This window comes from Streptomyces sp. NPDC088766, assembly GCF_044750845.1.
Lineage (GTDB): Bacteria > Actinomycetota > Actinomycetes > Streptomycetales > Streptomycetaceae > Streptomyces.
The window spans coordinates 290,568-307,416 of the sequence record NZ_JBIVKQ010000006.1 but is presented as its reverse complement, the minus strand read 5'-3'; the positions used below and the strand labels follow the sequence as shown (position 1 = coordinate 307,416).

At 70.6% G+C, this 16,849-nt stretch carries 11 protein-coding genes; 3 read left to right on the top strand and 8 right to left on the bottom strand.

Annotated elements, in window-relative coordinates; translation table 11 throughout:
• The first annotated feature begins 224 nt into the window (after window positions 1-224).
• A complete protein-coding gene (locus ACIP5W_RS11820) occupies window positions 225-1,202 on the top strand; it encodes a sugar-binding transcriptional regulator (protein ID WP_401470442.1) in 978 nt (325 codons plus the stop codon).
• A gap of 142 nt (window positions 1,203-1,344) precedes the next feature.
• On the opposite strand, the gene ACIP5W_RS11815 is transcribed toward ACIP5W_RS11820, so the two are convergent.
• The 4 genes from ACIP5W_RS11815 to ACIP5W_RS11800 all read right to left on the bottom strand — a co-directional run bounded on the left by ACIP5W_RS11815 (window position 1,345) and on the right by ACIP5W_RS11800 (window position 5,751).
• Window positions 1,345-2,331, bottom strand: a complete 987-nt coding sequence (locus ACIP5W_RS11815; RefSeq protein WP_401470439.1) for a sugar-binding transcriptional regulator — start codon at window positions 2,329-2,331, stop codon at window positions 1,345-1,347.
• Between the two features lie 71 nt (window positions 2,332-2,402).
• Window positions 2,403-3,911, bottom strand: a complete 1,509-nt coding sequence (locus tag ACIP5W_RS11810; RefSeq protein WP_401470436.1) for a glycerol kinase — start codon at window positions 3,909-3,911, stop codon at window positions 2,403-2,405.
• Window positions 3,908-4,873, bottom strand: coding sequence for a transketolase family protein (locus tag ACIP5W_RS11805; RefSeq protein ID WP_401470433.1), 966 nt, complete (start codon window positions 4,871-4,873; stop codon window positions 3,908-3,910). Before ACIP5W_RS11805 ends, ACIP5W_RS11810 begins: the two co-directional genes overlap by 4 nt.
• Window positions 4,870-5,751: a transketolase gene (locus tag ACIP5W_RS11800; RefSeq protein ID WP_401470430.1), complete on the bottom strand. Its 882-nt coding sequence runs from the start codon at window positions 5,749-5,751 to the stop codon at window positions 4,870-4,872. Before ACIP5W_RS11800 ends, ACIP5W_RS11805 begins: the two co-directional genes overlap by 4 nt.
• Before the next feature lie 868 nt (window positions 5,752-6,619).
• On the opposite strand from ACIP5W_RS11800, the gene ACIP5W_RS11795 reads away from it, so the two are divergent.
• Together ACIP5W_RS11795 and ACIP5W_RS11790 are read left to right on the top strand one after the other, a co-directional pair.
• On the top strand, window positions 6,620-8,143 hold the full coding sequence (locus ACIP5W_RS11795) for a nucleoside hydrolase-like domain-containing protein (RefSeq protein WP_401470427.1): 1,524 nt from the start codon (window positions 6,620-6,622) through the stop codon (window positions 8,141-8,143).
• 51 nt (window positions 8,144-8,194) lie between these two features.
• Window positions 8,195-9,655 (top strand): cellulose binding domain-containing protein, encoded by a 1,461-nt coding sequence (locus ACIP5W_RS11790; protein WP_401470425.1) that lies wholly within the window; start codon window positions 8,195-8,197, stop codon window positions 9,653-9,655.
• A 74-nt stretch (window positions 9,656-9,729) separates the two neighbouring features.
• On the opposite strand, the gene ACIP5W_RS11785 is transcribed toward ACIP5W_RS11790, so the two are convergent.
• The 4 genes from ACIP5W_RS11785 to ACIP5W_RS11770 form a co-directional block, all read right to left on the bottom strand.
• Window positions 9,730-11,436: a nucleoside hydrolase-like domain-containing protein gene (locus ACIP5W_RS11785; RefSeq protein ID WP_401470422.1), complete on the bottom strand. Its 1,707-nt coding sequence runs from the start codon at window positions 11,434-11,436 to the stop codon at window positions 9,730-9,732.
• A gap of 60 nt (window positions 11,437-11,496) precedes the next feature.
• Window positions 11,497-13,248, bottom strand: a complete 1,752-nt coding sequence (locus tag ACIP5W_RS11780) for a nucleoside hydrolase-like domain-containing protein (protein ID WP_401470419.1) — start codon at window positions 13,246-13,248, stop codon at window positions 11,497-11,499.
• Between the two features lie 297 nt (window positions 13,249-13,545).
• Window positions 13,546-14,904: a DUF1593 domain-containing protein gene (locus ACIP5W_RS11775; protein WP_401470416.1), complete on the bottom strand. Its 1,359-nt coding sequence runs from the start codon at window positions 14,902-14,904 to the stop codon at window positions 13,546-13,548.
• Between the two features lie 269 nt (window positions 14,905-15,173).
• Window positions 15,174-16,748, bottom strand: coding sequence for a DUF4038 domain-containing protein (locus ACIP5W_RS11770; protein WP_401470413.1), 1,575 nt, complete (start codon window positions 16,746-16,748; stop codon window positions 15,174-15,176).
• Window positions 16,749-16,849: the final 101 nt, after the last annotated feature.

The window sequence follows — 16,849 nt, the reverse complement described above, 5'->3', positions numbered from 1 at the left end:
AGGTCGGGCCCGGCCACCGCGTCCGGGTTTTCCCCACTTCCACCCCCTCCGGGGGGCCCCCCCCCCCCCCCCCCCCCCCCAACCCCCCCCCCCCCCCCCCCCGGGGGGGGGGGGGGGGGGGGGCGCGCCCCCCCCCCCCCCCCCCCCCCCCCCTCCCGGCTCCACGCGGATAAGCTGCAAGCCGATACCGCGGTGCCGGAACGCCGCGGTACGAGAAGACAAGGATGAAACCGGTGGTCCTCGCGTCGACTCCCAGCGCCGACCATCTGCGGCTGCTGGTGAAAGTGGCCCGGATGTACCACGAGCGCGGCATGCGGCAGCCTGAGATCGCGGCGCAGTTGAGCATGTCCCAGCCTCGGGTGTCACGGCTGCTGAAGGAAGCGGTGGAGCGCGACGTGGTCCGCACCGTCGTGGTCTCGCCCGACGGTGTCCACGCGGAGCTCGAGGACGCGCTGGTGGAGCAGTACGGGCTCCGGGACGCCGTCGTCGTCGACACCGAGGGCGCGGGCACGGCCGTCATCCCCGCGCTGGCCGCGGCGACGGCCACCTACCTGGACGCCACGCTCAAGGGCGGCGACGTCATCGGCATCTCCTCGTGGAGCGCGACCCTGCTGGAGTCCGTCAACGTCATGCGGGCCAAGACGACGCCGGTCGCCGAGGAGATCGTGCAGATCGTCGGCGGATCCGGCAGCCCCGAGGTGCAGTTGCACGCCACCCGTCTCACGAGCAGGCTCGCCGAGCTGACCGGGGCCCGCCCGGTGTTCGCCCCGTCGGCGGCGCTGGTCGGCAGCAGGGAACTGCGTGACCTGCTGTGGCAGGAGCCGGCGGTGGCCGCGGTGGTGAAGGCGTGGTCCAGGCTCACCATGGCGCTGGTCGGTATCGGAACGCTGGAACCCTCACCCCTGCTGCGCCGTTCCGGCAACGCCATCGCGCCCGAGGACCAACGGCAGCTCGAGGCACTCGGCGCGGTCGGTGACGTCTGCACCCGCTACTTCGACGCCGAGGGACGGCCCGTCAAGGCCGACTTCGACGACCACATCATCGGCATTTCCCCCGAGCAACTGCGCTCCGTGGACCGGCGTATCGGTGTCGCCGGCGGGGAGTCGAAGATCGCCGCCATCCGCGGGGCCGCGCTCGGGGGCTGGATCAACATCCTGATCACCGACGTCGAGGTCGCGCGCAGTCTGGTCAGCCGCGGCTGAAGCGACGCGGGACACGATTCGGGCCCCGACGAAGCGCACAAGGACCTCACGCCGCTCCCGCCCTCACCGTCCCGCCCCGACGGCGCCGTCGCGCACGCGCATCGGTGCGGGACCGACCGTGCCGTGGTACGGGGACGGGTGGTCACGGCTCGTCGGCGAGGCGCCGCCCGGTACCGAGATCGGTGATCAGGGCGGTGATCCAGCGGCCCCGTAACGCGGCACGGACGGCGGCGTACTTCCTGGCCCCGCCCGCGACGGCGATCCTGCGCGGCACGGTGCGCAGTTGGTCGGCCGTGATGCCGACGACGCGTTCCCCCCAAACGGTGTCGAGGTGGGCGCCGTCCTCGTCGAAGAACCGCCGGCAGATGCTGCCGACCGCTCCCGTACGGCCCGGCGCGGTCAGCTCCTCCGGTACGGCGTCCTCGGACGCCCCCGGCGCCGCCCCGGGAGCGGCGGCCGAGATGCCCACCAGGACGACGTCGAGGTGCTGCCAGGCCCGGCCGACCTCGCACATCACGGGGTTCCGCAGGACGGCGTCCCGCGCCTCGGCGGAACTTGCCAGGCACGGCGACCGCGCGAAGAGGGGAACGGCACCCACGCGGTCGGCCAGCCGGTAGGTCACCCGGGTCGCCCGCGTCTGATTCCGCGGATCGCCCATGCACCCCGCCAGCTGTACGACCGTGCCGCCCAGCGGTTGTTTGCGGGGCGGCACGGCGTCCACGGCTGCCGGCAGTGTCCGGCTCCAGGCCGACACACCTATCCGGTCGCCGGTGCGGAAGGCGGTCTCCAGATAGCTTCCGGCGGCCGATCCCAGGGCCCGCGTCACGGCGCGCGGGTGGCCGGCGGCCGCGCCCCGGTCCGTGATGACCACGTCGGTGAGCCGGTAGCGGGCGGCGAGGGCGTCTTCCAGTTCGCTGTGGATGCCGCTGGGCGGCACGACCACCGTACGGACGATGCCGAGGTCGCCGGCCGCGCGCAGCAGCCGTGAGACACCCGCCTGGGACAGGTTGAGCTGCTGCGCGATCGTGTTCTGCCGCAGGCCCCGCTCGTGGTACATGCGGGCCACCCGCACGATCAGCCGAACCCTGTCCACCTGCTCGTGTCCGGCGACGCGACGGACTCGGGACATGCGCTTCGCCTCACTGGGATTCGTGACGGACGGCACCTCGGGCGGGGAGCCGGGTGAGGTGCCGTCCGCGGTCAGGTGGCCGCGTCCGCGCCACCGTGCTGTGCGCGTGCGCGCCGGACGGCGTCGTGCCAGGCCGCGATGCGTGCGTGGTTGTCCGCCGGGTCACGCCGCGGGCGGTGGACGTCGCTCTCGCGGTGCATGCCGGCCAGCTGCCCGGCCGTGAACAACCCGAGAGCGCGCCCGGCGAGGTGGGCGGCGCCCAGGGCCGACAGGTCACGGGCGTGGGGGCGCCGTACGACCCGTTGGGAGGTGTCGGCCTGTATCTGCATCAGGTCCGCGTTGTCGGTCGGACCGCCGTCGGCCAGGATCACCGAGACGGGACCGGTGACCTCCTCGACGGCTGCGATCACGTCCTCGACCTGGAAGGCCACGGACTCCAGCGCCGCACGGGCCAGCGCCGGCAGGTCCGTCCCGAAGGACAGGCCGCTGATGACGCCCTGCGCCTCGTTGTCCCACCAGGGCGCGGCCAGTCCGCCGAACGCGGGCACCACGTGTGCTCCGCCGGCGTCCGGGGCCGCGAGCGCGGCGAGTTCGGACTCGGTGCGGCCGACCAGCCGGGCCAGCCAGCGCAGCGTGGCTCCGGAGGAACGGATGTTGCCCTCCACGGCGTAGGCGGGGCTCCCGTCGTCCCAGGCGATGGTCAGACACAGCCGCCCGTCCTTCGCGGCCGTCGCCGGGTCGGCGACCAGCCCCATGATGGACGAGCCCGTGCCGTAGGTGGCTTTGACCTGCCCCGGTGCGAACACCCCGTGTCCGAACAGGGCGGCGTGCGAGTCGCCGAGGACCGCCGTGACCGGCGTGCCGTCCGGTACGGGCGCGAAGCCGCGCAGCGGCGCGAAGGGACCGGTGGAGGAGGTTACGGCCGGCAGTACCTGTGCGGGGATCCCGAACAGGGCGAGCAGGTCCGGGTCCCACTGCCGGCGGCGTACGTCGAGCAGTTGCGTGCGCGCCGCGTTGCCCACTTCGACGGTGTGCGCCGCACCGCCCGTGAGCTGCCACAGCAGCCAGGAGTCCACCGTGCCCAGGCACAGTTCGCCGCGTCTGCCGCGCGACCGGTCGGGGTCGTACGCGTCCAGCAGCCACTGCGCCTTGAGGGCGCTGAACATGGGGTCCAGCGGCAGCCCGGTCACGGCCCGGACCCGTGGCCCGGCACCTTCGCCGAGCAGACGGCCGCACCGGTCGGCGGTACGGCGGTCCTGCCACCCCAGGAGCGGTCCGACCGGGTTCCCGGTGGCCCGCTCCCACATCATCACCGACTCGCGCTGGGTACTGAGTCCGACGCCGGCGATCCGTCCCCGGGGCGCGCGTTCCACGCAGACGCGCACCGCCTCGCGCACACTGCGCCAGATGTCCGCCGGTGACTGCTCCACCCATCCGGGGCGGGGATGCGACGCCTGGACGGGGGCGGAAGCGGTGCCGACCACGGAACCCCGGGTGTCCAGGAGGAGAGCCTTCGTGGCGGAGGTTCCCTGGTCGATCGCCAGAAGCAACTCGGTCTCGTGCGGTGGCCTGTCGTTCATACGCCCGCGGACCCCAGCACGTCGACGACGGCCAGGCGGATGCCGTCGGCGGTCAGGCCGAAGTGGTCGAGGAGGAAGGCGGCGTCGCCGGTGGGTGCGAAGCCGTCGACGCCGAGCAACCGCAGCGGAACGGGGTGCCGTTGACCCACCACGGAGGCCACCGCCGCCCCCAGACCGCCGGTGACGGTGGCTTCCTCCACCGTCACGATGCCGCGCGTCTCCCTCGCGGCGCGGACCATGGCCTCCTCGTCGAGCGGGTCGACGAACGGGCAGTTGATCACCCGGGTCGAGATCCCCTCGGTCTCCAGGGTGTCGGCGGCCTGCAGCGCCCTGGAGACCATCGTGCCGATCGCCACCACGGTGACGTCGCCGCCTTCGCGCAGGGTCACCGCGCGGCCCGGTTCGAAGGGCGCGTCCACCGGGACGACGTCCGGGACCTTGAAGCGGGGAATGCGCAGGTAGCAGGGGCCGTCCGAGGCATAGGCCCACCGTATCGCGGCCCGGGTCTGTTCACGGTCGGTCGGTACGATCACCGGGAGATCGGCGATCGCCCGCAGCCACGACAGGTCCTCCACGGAATGGTGGGTGGGGCCCAGCTCGCCGTAGGCCATGCCGGGGCTCTGGCCGCACAGGATCACCTTGTGTCCGCTGTAGGCGCAGTCGGCCTTGATCTGTTCCAGCGCGCGGCCGGTCAGGAAGGGCCCCGCCGCGGAGACGAACGGGATCAGGCCGCCGTTGGCGAGGCCCGCGCCGACGCCCACGAGGTCCTGCTCGGCGATCCCCACGTTGATCAGCCGGTCGGGGAACTCACTGCGGAAACCGACGAGGTTGCTGGAGCCCACCGAGTCGTTGCACACCGCGACCACTCGTTCGTCGGCCCGTGCGAGGGCGATGAGCTCCTCGGCGAACACCTGGCGGCAGTCGTGGGCCGGCGCGGCGACCGGCGCGGAGATCCGGGTCACCGGGACAGCTCCGCGACGGCTTCCCGCACCTGTTCGGACGTCGGTACCTTGTGATGCCATTCGACCCGGTCCTCCATGAACGACACTCCCTTGCCTTTTACGGTGTTGGCCACCACGGCCACGGGCCGGCCCGTGACGGAGGGCCGCACGGCATCGAGCAGTGCCGCGTGATCGTGCCCGTCGACCACGCGGACCTCCCAGCCGAAGGCCGCCCACTTCTCGTCGAGCGGCTCCAGGGCGACGGTCTCCTCCGTGCGGGCGCCCTGCTGCAGCCGGTTGCGGTCCACGATCGCGGTCAGTGAGGACAGCCGGTGGTGACCGGCGGTCATGGCCGCCTCCCAGTTGCTGCCCTCCTGCATCTCGCCGTCGCCCAGCACCACGACGGTGCGGCTGGCGGAGCCCCGCAGGCGCGCGGCGAGCGCGCAGCCGACCGCCACCGGGAAGCCGTGGCCCAGCGGGCCGGTGTTGGTCTCGACGCCGGGCACCTTCCGCCGGTTGGGGTGACCGTTCAGCGGTGACAGGGGAGCCATGAAGGAACTGAGCTCCGACGCGGAGAAGTAGCCGCACCAGGCGAGCGTCGAGTAGAGGGCGGCGGCGCAGTGGCCCTTGCTCAGGATGAACCGGTCGCGGTCCGGCGCCCGCGGATGCTCCGGGTCGACCTCGAGCACGGCGCCGAACAAGGTCACCAGGATGTCCGTGACGGACATGTCCCCGCCGACGTGCCCCAGTTGAGCCGTGTCGATCATGCGAAGGATCTGTCTGCGGATCTCGGCCGACATGGACCGCAGCGAACGGACCACCTCGTCCTGTCCGCTGTCGCGCATGGCCCGCCGTGCATCGCGGAACCGCGCCGCGGCGGAGATGTCTGCGGTGAGCATTGAATATCCATTCAGGCCTGAATTGTTTTGTGGTTGTGATGTTGGGCCATGACCCCGAGGCCTGTCAAGGTGGCGCGAAGGTCGCTCCACGGCATGTCTGCGGTGACCCGTCCGGCCCGCGATGCCTGTTCCCGGCGGGCCCGCGCCTTTGCCCGGGCTCCCGGCTGCGCAGGGGGTACTCGCGGCGACGGCTGCTCTCGCCGTCGCTTCCGGCGCAACCGTGGCCCACACCGAGGGACGCTGGGACGTGCCTTCACCCACCGCGACGGCGAAGCGGGGAGCGGCGGCAGCCGGAACGGGAGGGTCGGCGAGCTCGATGCGCCGGACCGGGAGCGCACGATCCGGGACATCGCACCTCAAGCTGTACGCCGAGGTCTGCCCCGACCTCGAAAAGCGCGACCCGCTACATCCGACGCCGGAACGGACGGTGGCGGTGTCCCGCTCACCCGTCACGCGCGGGTCGTGATCCAGGCCGTCGGGCGCGCCCGCGCCGGCTGGCCGCGGTGCCCGGGCCTCGCCGGGCGAAGTGGTTCGATCCTTCGCCGACAAGATCTGAATATATATTCAGCGATGGGCCGTTATTGCCCCGTGTCACTTCCGTAGCCATCATGACGGGCGAAGCAGGCGGCGGCCCCAGGCCTCCCCGCCATCGCCTCGCGTACGGCGACGGCACCTGCCCGTTCGACCGCACCGGCTGGCAACGATGTCAGTCGTGCGTCGCTTCGGCGGCCGCCATGCGCGAACGCCGCCGCCTGCCCGGTACCTGCCCATTCGGCCCTTGTTCTCGGCCGATCCCGAAGAAGGGTGGAGCATGCGACCCCCGCACAGCCACGAGAAACAGAATCACCCGGTCGACGGCGTGCGTGCCGTGAAGAGACCGCGTCGTGCGCGAGGAGCGCTGCCGGCGATCCTCACCACGCTCGCGGCTCTGCTGTCCGTCGGTCCCGCACACGCGAGCACCCCGCAGGCCGGCGGCTGTGACGCCGCCGGGAGCGCCGAGGCCGCCGGGCTCGCGCGTGCGGCCCACCTGACGACTCCACGGCCCCGGGTCATCGTCACCACCGACGGGGAGATCGACGACAAGGCGTCGTTCCACCGATTCCTGCTCTACACCGACGAGTTCGACGTCCAGGGACTCGTCTACAACAGCTCCCGGTTCCACTGGGCCGGCAACGGAAGCACGATTCCCTCCCACGGCAACTGGGCCGGGACCACCTGGATGACGGACATGCTGGGCGGCGGCTACGCCCAGGTGTACCCGAACCTCGTCAAACACGACCCGCGTTATCCCGCACCGGCCCGCCTCGCGAGCGTCGTCAGGGTCGGCAACATCGAGAACGTCGGCGAGATGGAGAAGGACACCCCGGGGTCGGACCTCATCAGGCAGAAGCTGCTCGACGACCGGCCCGGGCCGCTCTGGCTCGACACCTGGGGCGGAACCAACACCGTCGCCCGGGCGCTCAAGTCCATCGAGGACGAGTACTCCGGCACCGCGGCCTGGCCGGAGATCCAGCGCAAGGTCTCCCAGAAGGCGCTCGTCTACATCATTCTCGACCAGGACACCACCTACAAGGACTACATCGCGAAGAACTGGCCCGACGTCCGGGTCATCATGAACAACGACCAGTTCCAGCCGATGGCCTACAAGTGGAAGAGCCGCGTACCCGCTTCCCAGCTGTCGTACTACCAGGGCCCGTGGATGACGGAGAACATCGTCAAGGGGCCCCTGAACCAGGACTACCCGGTCGGGCCGCGCCGCGCCGGCGGCAGCGACTTCGAGGAGGGCGAGTTCGTCTCCGAAGGGGACTCCCCGTCCTTCACCCACCACATCGCCAACGGCCTGCGCAGCGCCGAGGACCCGACGTACGGCGGCTGGGGCGGCCGTTTCACCGAGGTGAAGCCGCACACGTGGACCGACCTGCCGTCGTACCTGGGGGAGGCCGGGGACCAGGTACGTGACCGTAATCCGGAGACCGGCACGGACGACAGGTCCTACCCGCAGGCCCGCTGGACCGGCGACATCCAGAACGACTTCGCCGCCCGGGTCGCCTGGACGACGGCGTCCGACCACCGGCAGGCGAACCACGCCCCGGTCGCGAACGTGCCGGCCGGTCGGCTCGACATACGCGTGAAGCCGGGGCAGACCGTGCGCCTGGACGCCACCGCGGCGGATCCCGACCGCGACGCCTACACCTGCACCTGGTGGCAGTACCGGGAGGCCGGCACCTATCCCGGGTCGGTCGCGATCGGCCGCTCCGACACGCTCCACCCGTCCTTCACCGTGCCGGCCGACGCGCGACCCGGCCAGACGATCCACCTGATCCTCCAGGTGACGGACGAGGGAACCCCGCCGCTCACCGGCTACCAGCGCGTCATCGCGACAGTGAAGTGACGTTCCCGCTGGAGAACCGCACACCGACCAATGAGGAAGGGACACCTCACCATGAGCCAGGAGTTAGCCACGACCACGGCGGTGCCACCGCGCTCGGCGGGATCCGCACCGTTCCGCTTCCGACCGTGGCGGGTTTTCACGATCGCCCTCTCCATGCTGCTGGCGAGCACGGGGATGGTGATCGCCGCCCGCGGCAGCTCGCAGGCCGCGAGCTGTGACAGCACGCTGACCGGATGGGCGTCCGTCGCCGGCAGCGGCGTCAGCACGACCACGGGCGGCGGGAACGCCACCCCGCAGACCGTCACCAGCCTCTCCGACCTGAAGAAGTACGCCGGCGACTCCACGCCGCGCGTCCTCAGGATCTCGGGAACGATCGACACGGGGACCACCGCCGTGGACATCGCCAGCAACAAGACACTGATCGGCGCCGACGGCAACGCGACGATCCACGGCGGTCTCAACATCACGTCGGGCAACAGCAACATCATCGTGCGCAACCTGAACATCCACGGAGTCGGTTTCGGCAACTACCCGGCCGACACCCTCGCGGCCCGCGGCTCCCACCACCTCTGGTTCGACCACCTGAACATCTGGGACGCCGGAGACGGGCTCCTGGACCTCACCAGGGGCTCGGACCACCTGACGGTCTCCTGGGTGAAGTTCTGGTACACCGACTCCTCGAACTCGCACCGCTTCGTCAGCCTGATCGGCGCGGGCGGCGACCACGACTCCACCGACGCCGGCAAGAACAACGTCACCTTCCACCACAACTGGTTCGCGGACCTCACCGACCAGCGTCTGCCGCGACTGCTGTTCGGCAAGGGACACATCTACGACAACTACTACACCACCACCGGCAACACCTACGCGATCGGTGTCGGGGCGCTCGGCTCGGCCCTGATCGAGAACAACTACTTCAAGAACACCAAGAACCCGCACCAGTTCATGTACGACCGGCCGTCGTACATCGTCGCCCGGGGCAACACGTACGACAACACCACCGGCAAGAAGGACACCGGAGCCGGCGGCACGGGCGGCGGCGTCACACCCTTCACCACGCCGCCGTACAGCTACACGGCGGACCCGGCCGCCAACGTGCCCTCCCTCGTGAGCAACTGCGCCGGCCCGCGCCTGGGCTCATCGGTGCCCACTCCCACCCCGACCCCCACCGCCACACCGACGACGACCCCGACCTCCACCCCGACGGGGGTGCCGGGCGGGGCCTGTGCGGCGAGCTACCGCACGGTCAGCTCGTGGGACGGCGGCTTCCAGGGCGAGGTCACCGTGAAGGCGGGCAGCTCGGCGATCAACGGGTGGACCGTGAAGTGGGGTCTGGGCAGCGGCCAGGCCATCAGCCAGCTGTGGAGCGGCACGCTGAACACCAGCGGCTCCGCCGTCACGGTGCGCAACGTCGACTACAACGGGTCCCTGCCGGCCTCCGGCTCGACCACCTTCGGATTCACCGCCACAGGGTCGGCGACCTCACCCTCGCTCACCTGCACCAGTCCCTGACGACCACGTCGACGTCCAGAGCGGCAGGCCGTGTCCGAGTGTCGGACACGGCCTGCCGTTGTCAGGTCGGTGGGTCAGGAGACGTTGACGACGAGTCGTCGGTAGCTGGTGAGGCTGGGGCTGCCGTTGTCCGTCACCTCGAGGACGATCTGGATCTGTGTCCCGCGGACGTTGGGCACGGTGAAGCTTGCGTTGGCGCTCGTGCTGTTGCTGATGGACAGGCCGGCCGTACTGGGGTATTGGTACCACTTGTAGGACAGGCTGTTGCCGTCCGGGTCGGTGGAGCCGTTGGCGCTGAGGGCGACGCTGGAACCGGCGGCGGCGTTGACACTCAGGACGTTGCGGGTGGCGTCGCCGTTGAGCTTGACGACCGGGTTGTGGTTGGCCTGGTTGTAGGGCTTGACCGCCCAGTCCATGCGGGCGGCGAAGTCCTGGTTGCGGGCGGTCTCCCAACGGGAGATGGAGCCGGCGCCGTCGGAGGCGCAGCTGTAGCGGTTGGGGGCGTCCTGCTTGAAGCGGCCGCCCCAGCCGCCCAGGGCGGGGTCGTCGGGGTCGCCCAGGCCCCGGGCGCCGTTGAGCACCTGGAGGAAGCCGGGGGTGTCGCCCTCGTAGACACCCTGGTCGTTGTAGGTCCAGTGCGACAGCGGATACAGGGCACCCAGGGCACCGTGGCCGGTGGTGACGTTGTTCTTCAGCCAGGTGCCGTTGTAGGGACCGGTGTTGGCCATGCCGGTGAAGCAGTTGTCGCTGATGACGAACAGGCCGGGGAAGTTGTCGCGCATCCAGGCGGCGCTGCCGTCCTGGTCGGCGATGAGGTGGACGCGGAGCTTGGAGACGAAGGTGTTGACGTCGGCGCCGCTGCGGGTGTTCTTCACCTTCCACAGGGCCTGGCCCAGCTCACGGGGACCGCCCGCGCTGACGAACCAGACCGGGGCGGTGGCCTTGTCGATCACGCCGATGATGTGGTCGGAGGCCTCGCTGTCCTTGCCCGCGCCCAGGATGTTGCTCGCCGGCTGGCCCCAGGTGCCGTCGCGGCCCTGCTTGGTGACGGCGCGCAGGGAGTCGGGGGTGGGGTAGTCGGGGTCGTGGAGTTTGAGGTTCGGGTAGACCTGGGCGTACGCGTTGACGACGTCGAGGATGTTCTGCTTGTTGGCGTAGTTGGCGAAGGTCGCCGCCGAGGCGATGAGGCCGTCGATCTGGAAGTCGTTCGCGTAGGACAGGAAGCGGACGAGGGTCTGGGGGTCGTCCAGGTCCGACTTCTGGTTCGCCGGGCCCGACTCACCGCCGGGTATCCCGTTCACCGGCGGCATGTCCGTCGACAGGATGATGTGCGGCTTCACACCCGTGCCGGACGGTGGCGGTGTGGTGGGTGGTGGTGTGGTCGGGGGTGTGGTGGTGCCGGGGACGGTGCAGCTGACGGTGGGCCAGTCGGTGTTGCTGCCGCCGCCGTTCATGATGGTGACGCCGAAGTTGTTGCCGGCGCCGCTGGGTGTGGCGGTGACCGTGCTGCCCGAGGCGGTGACCTTGGCGTTCCAGCTGTTCTGCAGGGACTGTCGCGGCTTCAGGCCGAGTGTGACGGTCCAGGTGTCCGAACCCGTGACGGCCACGTGCAGGTTGAACCGGTCGCCCCATGTCTCGGCGGCCGACAGGGTCGCCGTGCAACTGCTCGCCGCGACCGCCGTCGTGGTGCCCGCGCCGGCGAGCGCCGCCACCGTCGTCAGGAGGGCGAACGCCGTCGCGCCGCTCGCCACCCCGGCGAGCAGACCGTTCTTTCTTTTCATGGACCTCTTCATGGACGAACCTCTCTGTGAAGGAGTTGGGGACCACGGGCGGGGACCCGGCTAGCCGACCCTGAGGACGACGCGGCGGTAGGACGCGAGGACGGGGCTGCCGTTGTCCGCCGCGCGCAGGACGAGGTGGATGGTCTTGCCCGCGGCGTCGGACGGAACCTGCACGGTCACCGAGCGGGTGTTGGCCCCGCTGAGGCCGACGGTCCCGGAGTATCCGGCTCCGGTGTCCTGGGTCCATCCGTAGCCGACGGTGTTGCCGTCGGGATCCGTGGTGCCGTCGGCGCTGAGCGTGACACTGGTGCCCCGCGACACGTCGACCGTGACCGGGGCGTAACCGGAGTCACCGTTGACGACTGCGCGGGGGTTGCGGTTGCCGGTGCCGTTGGTGGCCCAGTCGATCCGGGAGATGAAGTCGTTCGTCTGGTCCTGCAGGGTGCGGTTGACCGCGGCCCGGCTCTGGTTGGCCGCGTCGCCGGAGTTGTCGACGTAGGCCTGCGTCTGGCCGTCCGGTCCGGTGCCGTAGACGAACCGGCCGCCGAAGCCGTACTGGCTCGGGTCGCCCGGGTCGTTCAGGCCCGGCCACAGGTGCAGCCAGCTGGGCGAGTCCCCTTCGACGATGTACTTCCACGTCGGGTACAGCCCGCCGAGCGAGCCGCGTCCCTGGATCTTCGAGGTGTACTGAGACCAGTAGCTGCTCTTGATCTTCGAGCCGTACTCGCCCCAGGCGCTCTCGGCCCAGATGTAGAAGAGGTTCCTGAAGGTCTTGCGCATCCAGGCCTGGGAGCTGTTGGCGTAGCCCTCGCCGGTGTAGCCGCGGTCCTGGTCGGTGATGGCGTACACGCGGACCTTCGAGACGAACTGGTTGAGCTCGGCGGCCGAGCGGGTGTTCTGGACCCGCCACAGTGCCTGGGCCAGGGTGTTGCCGCTGCCCCAGAAGGTCACCCACACCGGACGTGGGTCCGAGCGGTCCACCACGTTGATCACATGGTTGCTGCCCGCCGAGTCCTTGCCGGAGCCGACGCCGCCCATGCCGCGGACGTTCAGGCCCTCCCTCACCACACCGCGCAGGTAGTCCGGGCTGGGCCAGTACCCGATCTTCTGCCGGCTCTCGTCCGACAGGAAGCCGGTCTGCCCGCTGCGCTTCATCAGTCTGGGCAGGTCCTTGGCGTAGGCGTTGATGACGTCGTGGATGTGCGAGGTCTGCAGCGGGCTGCTGCCGTCCAGGCTCCAGCCGGTCGTCGAGACGATGCCGTCGATCTGGTACATGTCGGCGCCGGCCAGCACATGGATCAGCGACTGCAGGTCGTCCGGCTCCCAGTTGGCCGACGTGATGTCCGTCATGATCACGATCCGCGGCTTGAGCTGGGCGGTGCCGGACGGTGGCGGTGTGGTGGGTGGTGGTGTGGTCGGGGGTGTGGTGGTGCCGGGGATGGTGCAGCTGACGGTGGGCCAGTCGGTGTTGCTGCCGCCGCCGTTCATGATGGTGACACCGAAGTTGTTGCCGGCGCCGCTGGGTGTGGCGGTGATCGTGCTGCCCGAGGCGGTGACCTTGGCGTTCCAGCTGTTCTGCAGGGACTGTCGCGGCTTCAGGCCGAGTGTGACGGTCCAGGTGTCCGAACCCGTGACGGCCACGTGCAGGTTGAACCGGTCGCCCCATGTCTCGGCGGCCGACAGGGTCGCCGTGCAACTGCTCGCCGCGACCGCCGTCGTGGTGCCCGCGCCGGCGAGCGCCACCGTCATGAGGATGACGAGCGCGGTGATCCCGCTGCATACGCCGGCGAGTAAGCCGTGTCTTCTTTTCATGGTGCCCTTCCTGTAGTGGGCATGACAGTTCGACGGCGGCGGTTGCGCACTGTTCTTCGGGTGTCCGCCCTGCCGGGCCGACTGTGAGTGCAGGTCTTCCGCTCGATCGCGTCGGCTTCTGTCATGCCTTCCGTGACGACGTGACGAAAACCGCCGGCCCTGACGGGTGGGCCGACGGTCATGATGGCGCGGAAGAACCGACTGGGCAATAAAGAATCGATATGGAATAGATATTCAAGGTGTTGAGGTGAGGGCGCGTCCCGGAGCGTCGGCCCGGTGGCCGGGGTGCACGCGTCCTCAGCGGGCGGCAGGGACGCGGCAGCGGTCCATCCGTGCGGCGAAGTCGCTCAGGTAGTCCGCACGCCACCGGCTGACGTGCTTCGCGCCGACCCATGGCCCTTCGGCGAACACCGGATCCTGGTCGTCGGTCCACCAGTGGGGGTGCACGGTCGACGGCCTGCCGGCGCGCTCGGCGGGCGGCGGCGTGGCGGTGACCGCGCCCGACAGGCCGTCGAGAGCGGGGTGGTCGCTCCGGATCACGTAGGGCCACACCTTCGGATCGCGTGGCGAGAAGCGGAACCGCAGTACGTTCCCCTCGTGGACGGCGGCCGGGAACGGGCCCCCCGTGCGGTTGTCGATCACCATCCGCGCCGTGTTGTCCGGGCCGTAGCCCTCGGGGACCGGGATCGCGAACTCGACGACGCCGTATACCTCCGCGGTGTCCTGCGCCGTGGTCAGACGGTCGAAGACCGTCTTCCTCCCGTCCCACACGCGGACGTACTTCCCGCCCCAGCCCGGCTGTGCCGGTTCCTGGGGGCCGTTCAGGAGCCAGAGCACGGACGGGGTGTCACCCATCTTCACCTGAGCTGACTGCGCGGCGAAGAAGTCGCCGAGCGCGCCGTGCCCCGCGATGCGCTGCTCCACGAACGCCGCGTTGCCCCACTCGCCGCTCTGGTCGCCGCCGGTGAAGAAGCCGCGGTAGGTCGCGTTGGACTCGATGATCCGCAGTTCCGGATGGTGGGTCTCGATGTAGTCGTAGGCGTCCACGGCCCACAGCTTGTTCGGTCCGCCTATGTAGTGCACACGGAGCTTCGGCAGGATGTCGGGGGCGTCGTGCAGCGCCTGGGCGAGGTCGTCGATGCCTCCCCAGACCAGGACGTCCAGCGGCCGCCTGTCCTTCTTCCGCGCGCACCTGACGATCCACCGGGAGCCCTCGGTCGGTTCACCGAAACCTCGGCTCGTGGCCGAGGCGAGGGCGCCCTGCTTGCTGATCGCCCGGAGCCGTCTTGGGGACGGGTAGTGCGGCGAGTACGTCCTCAGATTGCGGTGGTCGCGTTCGTAGGCCTCGATGACGCGAAGGATGTCGTCCCTGGTGCCGGGGCCGAACGGCGAGGACACCAGCCCTTCGATGTCCAGCCGGTCGGCATACACCAGGAGATGGACCATGGACTGGAAGTCGTCGAAGTCCGTGCCCCCGATGTCCGTCGACACCAGCACCCGCGGGCGGTGTCCGTTGCCGCGGGAGCCGTCGGTGTGTTCCGGCTCCGTGCCGGTGAATGCCGCCGCGGCGGTCCCGACTCCGGTCCCCATGCCGATCAGGGTGCCTGTCGCGGTCCCAGCCGCCTGGCTGAGGAACTTGCGCCGATTGATTGCCATGCCGACACCCTCCCTGAGGGTCTGAATGCCTGTTCGATGATGACGGTGAATCACCGCAACTTGATGCGGTACGACCGCGGCGTCGAGGAGCCCGCGACGCCGTCGGTCCGCGTCCACCCGCGCCGGCCCGTCGTGGCGGTCCGGCGACCTCCGCCCCCGGGCGATGCCGGGCGGGTGGCAGGCCGGAGTCCGCCGCCTCGGCCACGGGCTCGCCGCCTCGGCCACGGGCCCGGTGCCTCGGCCACGGGCCCGGTGCCGGGCCGCGGGAGTCAGCCGTCGTAGCAGATGTAGACCCTCGGAGCGCCGCCCTCGTCCGGGATGACGTCCATGCCGTCGGTGCGCACCCCCTTACCGGTGATCTCGCCCGTGCGGGGGTCGATCACGCGGTAGGCGCGCGGTACCCGGGTGCCGGTCCGGTCCCTGATGCCCACGGCTCCTCCGTGCTCGCAGTAGGCGATGAACAGCACGCCGGGGTTCAACAGGGCGCGTCGGGACTGGGAGATCTCCCAGTCGGGGTGCATGTCCGCGGTGGGCAGGCCGTCGAGAATCCGGCCGACCAGTCCGACGTACCGCGAGCCCTCGAAGTCCAGTGCCTCGCGCCAGCCCGCGTCCTCGGCGAGGAAATAGTCGTGGTGCCCCGGCTCCTCGGGGTGCAGGCGCCACTGCCACAGGCTGCCCGCGCCGTAGACGACGCCCATGGTGCCGCCCGCACAGAGGTTGCTCCATGCCTCGTGGCCCTGCCACCAGCCCACCGCCTTGTCCGGCACGCCCCCGCGCTCGTAGGTGGGCTCTCCGTTCGCCACGGCCTTCGCGGGTGTGTTGCGCCACATGTCCGCCACCCGCTCGGGTACGTGCTCGCCGCGATGTCCGGTCTGGCACCACTGGAAGTCCAGCCAGTCCGCGTCCTGATGGGCCCGGTTGGCGAAGAACGGCGCGTAGTGGATGCCGCAGGGCTGCCGGTATGCGTCCCACCGGCCGACTTCCGCCCCGCCGGCCGCGATCTGCGGCTCCTCACCGGAGCCGTCCGCTCCCACCAGCCAGACGGCCGGCGAGGCGCCGTAGCGTGCGACGAGGTAGCGGCAGTAGCGGGCGTACTCCTCGGGAGGGACGACCGCTCCGGAGTCGCCCCCCTGTCCCTTCCAGCCCCATCCCTGGAAGAGGGGCTGGAGGACCGGCACGATCTCGTGCTCCGCCAGGATGCCCGTCAGACGGTCCAGGTACTGGAAATAGGCCGGGTTGAGCTCGTTGATGTGCCCCTCGGGCAGGTCTTCGAACCCCACGTCGAAACCGTGGTCGGCGGTGCGGTCCCGCGGCCCGCGTGCCTCCCTGTCGGGCTGGACGCTCATCATCAGCACCGCGTTGAAACCCTTCGCCCGCCGGTCGGCGGCGTACACGCGCACGTCCTGCTCGGTGGCCCGCCAGGGCAGCGCCCACGCGGTGTCGCCCACCAGGACGGCTGGGGTGCCGTCGGCGTGGACGAGACTGCGGCCCTGCGGCGACATCCGCCAGAAACCGTGCCGGAGGAAACGGTTGCCGACGGCCGGGCGGTCGGCGACGGTCAGCTCTCCCCGCTGCCCGTCGAGTCCGGGGTCGGCCGGGCTGCTGACGCTTCGCCAGGTCCAGCGACCGCCAGCCAGCGGAGCGGCGAACCGGAGCCGCCAGGTGGAACCGCCGTCCCAGAAGCCGGGCCGGCGCACCACCGTCCCGGAGTCATGGGTGAACTCCGCCCACACCTCGACATCGCGGTAGGGGTGCGTGTAAGGCCGTTGCGCGGTCAGTTCGATCTCGAGAGGGCTCCAAGCGGGGAGCGGCCCACCGCTCAGGTCTGCCGGGGCAGTGCTCATGACGTCCTGTCCTCCTGATGTCTGTGGGCGAGGCGACGCGACGCGGGGAGCGACGTCCGGGGCGGGTGGGAAGTCGGCGGCCCCGCATCACTGGCACTCGC